Genomic DNA, 3,566 nt, shown 5'->3' with positions numbered 1-3,566 from the left:
TAACCAGGATGACCCGTTCATTACCGCCAGTCACCAGTCACCAGTCACTAGTTACGGATCATATGAGCTACCAGGTACTCGCCAGAAAATACAGGCCGCAGAAATTCTCCGAGGTGGTGGGCCAGGACCACATCACCACGACCCTCAAGAACGCCCTCGCCCAGGGGAGGATCCACCACGCCTACCTCTTCACCGGGGTCCGCGGCGTGGGCAAGACCACCGTGGCGCGCCTCTTCGCCAAGGCGCTCAACTGCGAAAGCGCCCGCGAGTTCGAGCCCTGCGGCGAGTGCGGGCCCTGCCGCGAGATCACAGACGGCCGCTCGCTCGACGTTCAGGAGATCGACGGCGCGTCCAACAACGGCGTGGACGAAGTGCGCGAGATACGCGAGCGCGTGAAGTACGTGCCCTCCTCCTGCCGCTACAAGATCTACATCATCGACGAAGTCCACATGCTCTCCACCGCGGCGTTCAACGCGCTGCTCAAGACCCTCGAGGAGCCGCCGCCGCACGTCGTGTTCATGTTCGCCACCACCGAGTCCCACAGGCTCCCCGCGACCATACTCTCCCGCTGCCAGAGGCACGACTTCAGGCGGATACCGGCCCCGCTCATCTCCTCCGCCCTCTCGCGCATAGCCTCGCAGGAGTCGGTCTCCATCGAGGACGACGCGCTCAGGCTGATCGCGCGGGAGGCCACCGGGAGCCTGCGCGACGCCCAGTCGCTCTTCGACCAGGCGATCGCCTACTCGGGCAGGCAGATAAGCTACGAGTCGATGAAGGGGATGCTGGGCTTCCTCGACCGCGCGCTGCTCTTCGGCACCGTGGAGGCGGTACTGGCGAGGGACCCGGCGCGGGCGCTGGCCGCGCTCGACGAGATATTCTCCACCGGCGCCGACCTCGCCAGGTTCGCGGGCGACGTGCTGGAGGTGCTGAGGCACCTGCTGGTGCTCGCCGAATGCAAAGGGGAGCGCGTGAGCCTGGACCTCACCTCCGAGGAGTCCGATATCCTCCTCAAGCTGGCGAACGGGGCGGACGCCACTCTCCTCCACCAGATGTTCTCCACGTGGTACGGGATAGCGGAGCAGCTCTCACACTCGCCGTTCCCGAAGATGCTGCTCGAGGTGGGCCTCATGAGGATGTGCCGGATCGGCCCCGCGCAGCCGATAGCGGAGGTGGTGGCGAGGCTCGACGCCCTGCTCGACGAAGGGGCCGGGGCCGCGCCCGCGCCTGCGCCCGCACCATCCGCGCCGGCGCCTGAGCCGAGGCGCGAGATGGCGGCCGCCGAAGCGGAGTACGACGCGGAAGCAGCGCCGTCCGATCTCGCCTTCGAGCCGGTCGACATGGAGGTGGAGAGGCGCTGGCAGGAGTTCATGCGCTGGCTCGTGACCGAGAAGCCGCAGGCCGCGGCGATCGTCCAGCAGGGCTCGCTCGAATCGCTCTCTGCCGACTGCGCAAAGATCAGGTTCGACAACCCGCACTTCGCGGACATGCTCGCGGAGGAGGAACGCAAGACCTCGGTGGAGGGGCTCATGGCCGCGTTCTTCAAGCGGCCAATGAGGATCGCGATCAGCTCCGAGGCGGCGACCAAAGACGCCGCGAAGAGGCATGACAAGGCCGGGGACAAGAGCGCCCTGGTGAAGGAGGCTCTCAGCGACGACATCGTGCGGCAGGCTGCCGACATACTGGGCGCAAAGCTGCACGACGTCAAAACAAACTTCAGGTAAAGGGACATCTGTGAGTGGTGAGTGGTGAGTGGTGATATCACAGGAGTCAACAAGATGGACATGAAATCCATAATGAAGCAGGCGCAGGCGCTCCAGTCGGAGATGGCCAAAAAGCAGGAGGAGCTCTCCAAGAGGACCTTCGAGGCCTCCGCAGGGGGAGGCATGGTCACGGCGGCCGTCAACGGCAGGCACGAGCTGATCAAGCTCTCCATTGACCCCTCCGTGGCGGGTGGCTCCGACGTGCAGATGCTCGAGGACCTTGTGACCGCAGCGGTCAACGAGGCGTTCAAGAGATCCAGCGAGGCGATGCAGTCCGAGCTCTCCGGCATGATGGGGGGCTTAGGGGGACTGGGCGGGATGTTCGGGTGACCATGACTCCGATCGACAGGCTGATACACGAGCTGGCCAAGCTCCCGGGCATAGGCGAGCGCACGGCCCAGAGGCTCGCCTTCTTCATCCTCAGGCAGCCGAGGGAGTACGCGGAGGCGCTCTCCGGCGCGCTCGCGGACGTGAAGGAGAAGGTCCGCCTCTGCTCCGAGTGCCAGAACCTCACCGAGCGCGACCCGTGCGGAATCTGCGGCGACTCCCGCCGCATCCAGGACGTTATCTGCGTGGTCGAGGAGCCCTCGGACGTCATGGCGGTGGAGCGCACGCACTCGTTCCGCGGACGCTACCACATCCTGCACGGCGCCCTCTCGCCGCTGGACGGGATCGGCCCCGACGACATAAAGGTGGCGGAGCTCATACGCAGGCTCGAGTCGGGCGGCGTCTCGGAGGTGATCGTCGCGACAAACGCCTCAGTCGAGGGGGAGGCCACGGCGCTCTACCTCTCCAGGCTCATCAGGCCCACCGGCATACGCATCACGAGGCTCGCCAGCGGCATCCCGGTCGGCGGCAACCTCGAGTACATCGACGCATCCACCCTCTCCCGGGCCCTGGAAGAACGCCGGGAGATCTGAGCCCCGGCTTGCATTTCACCCCCCGGAACACGATAATGCCCCGCATGAACGCGAAGTCCCGCGCAATGCTCACCGCGCTCGGCGCCTCCACGGCGCTCACCCTGGCGAAGATAGCCGTGGGGCTTATCACCATGTCCATGGCGGTGCTGGCCTCGGCGCTCGACTCGCTCATGGACATCATCTCCATGACGATCGGGTTCGCCGCCGTGCGCACCTCGGATATGCCGGCAGATGACAAGCACCAGTTCGGCCACGGCAAGGCCGAGGCCATAGCCGGCCTCGTCCAGGCGACCCTCATCGCGGTCTCGGCAACGTTCCTCATCTGGCAGTCCTCGCACCGGATCATCGACGGATATGTGCTTAAGGACGAGGAGCTGGGCCTCGGCATGATCGTGGTCGCGCTCGTTGCGAGCTCGCTGCTGGCCCGCATGCTCCGAAGGACCGGCGAGTGCACGAACTCGACCGCGCTGGCCGCGAGCGCCTTGAACTACGGCTCCGACGTGTGGACCAACACCGGCGTGCTGGTCGCTCTCGGCCTCGAGCGATGGGGCCATGTGAAGAACGCCGATCCCATCATCTCCATCCTCATCTCGCTCTACATCGCCGCCTCCGCGATACGGATCGCAAAGGACTCGATCTCGCCGCTCATGGACCGCTCGCTCCCCAGGGAGATGCTCTTCGAGATCGAACATTGCGTGCGCGCCCACAGCCCGCGAGTCAGGGGCTACCACAGGCTGCGAACGCGCATGGTGGGCCAGGAGAAGCACATCGAGTTCCACCTGGAGGTCGACCGCACCCTCTCCTTCGAGGAGGCGCACCTGCTCACCGAGCAGATCATCGCCGACATCATGCACGCGATCCCCGACTCGCACGTCATGGTGCATAC

General features: G+C 65.6%; 4 protein-coding genes. All 4 read left to right on the top strand.

The features are described 5' to 3' along the window. Positions 1–62 precede the first annotated feature (62 nt). Positions 63–1,721 carry a DNA polymerase III subunit gamma/tau gene (dnaX, locus tag JXA24_03145; protein ID MBN1282753.1) on the top strand — a complete coding sequence of 553 codons (1,659 nt, stop codon included), beginning with the start codon at positions 63–65 and terminating at the stop codon, positions 1,719–1,721. A 54-nt stretch (positions 1,722–1,775) separates the two neighbouring features. After that, on the top strand, positions 1,776–2,090 hold the full coding sequence (locus JXA24_03140) for a YbaB/EbfC family nucleoid-associated protein (protein MBN1282752.1): 315 nt from the start codon (positions 1,776–1,778) through the stop codon (positions 2,088–2,090). A 2-nt stretch (positions 2,091–2,092) separates the two neighbouring features. Continuing rightward, a complete protein-coding gene (gene recR / locus JXA24_03135) occupies positions 2,093–2,680 on the top strand; it encodes a recombination protein RecR (GenBank protein MBN1282751.1) in 588 nt (195 codons plus the stop codon). Positions 2,681–2,724: 44 nt separating this feature from the next. Beyond that, positions 2,725–3,566, top strand: an 842-nt coding sequence (locus JXA24_03130; GenBank protein MBN1282750.1) for a cation transporter, incomplete at its 3' end; no start/stop codon positions are given.

Source organism: Pseudomonadota bacterium (assembly GCA_016927275.1).
Classification (GTDB): domain Bacteria; phylum UBA10199; class UBA10199; order 2-02-FULL-44-16; family JAAZCA01; genus JAFGMW01.
The sequence above is the reverse complement of the archived record's forward strand: the minus strand, read 5'-3'. Positions and strand labels throughout refer to the sequence as shown.

Excerpts from the sequence above, each read along its gene's own strand:
- recR (MBN1282751.1), top strand. The coding sequence starts at position 2,093 with ATGACTCCGATCGACAGGCTGATACACGAGCTGGCCAAGCTCCCGGGC.
- JXA24_03140 (MBN1282752.1), top strand. The coding sequence starts at position 1,776 with ATGGACATGAAATCCATAATGAAGCAGGCGCAGGCGCTCCAGTCGGAG.
- dnaX (MBN1282753.1), top strand. The coding sequence starts at position 63 with ATGAGCTACCAGGTACTCGCCAGAAAATACAGGCCGCAGAAATTCTCC.